The following is a 212-nucleotide window of genomic DNA, read 5'->3' as shown; positions in this document are numbered from 1 at the left end:
CTTATCGGCTATCGCCCGGGACAGCGGCTTCAATAGGACAGCCCCCACGCCTTCGCCAGGGACAAACCCGTTGCCTCCTTTTCCAAAGCTTTTGCACTGTCCATCTGCTGACAGCATTTGGTTGGCGCAAAGCCCAACATAGCTGAGCGGATGGACATACAGGTTTACTCCTCCTGCAATCGCCATCTCGCATTCTCCCCGGTACAGATGCT

At 55.7% G+C, this 212-nt stretch carries 1 protein-coding gene; it reads right to left on the bottom strand.

Going from position 1 to position 212, the window contains the following annotated elements; translation table 11 throughout:
* A partial coding sequence (locus LCF57_RS28425; RefSeq protein ID WP_226003311.1) for a beta-ketoacyl synthase N-terminal-like domain-containing protein occupies nucleotides 1-212 on the bottom strand: 212 nt, incomplete at both ends.

The sequence above is a fragment of the Paenibacillus sp. BJ-4 genome, assembly GCF_020404765.1.
GTDB lineage: Bacteria > Bacillota > Bacilli > Paenibacillales > Paenibacillaceae > Paenibacillus.
Note: the sequence above shows the minus strand (reverse complement) of the source record. Positions and strands in the feature narration are given on the sequence as shown.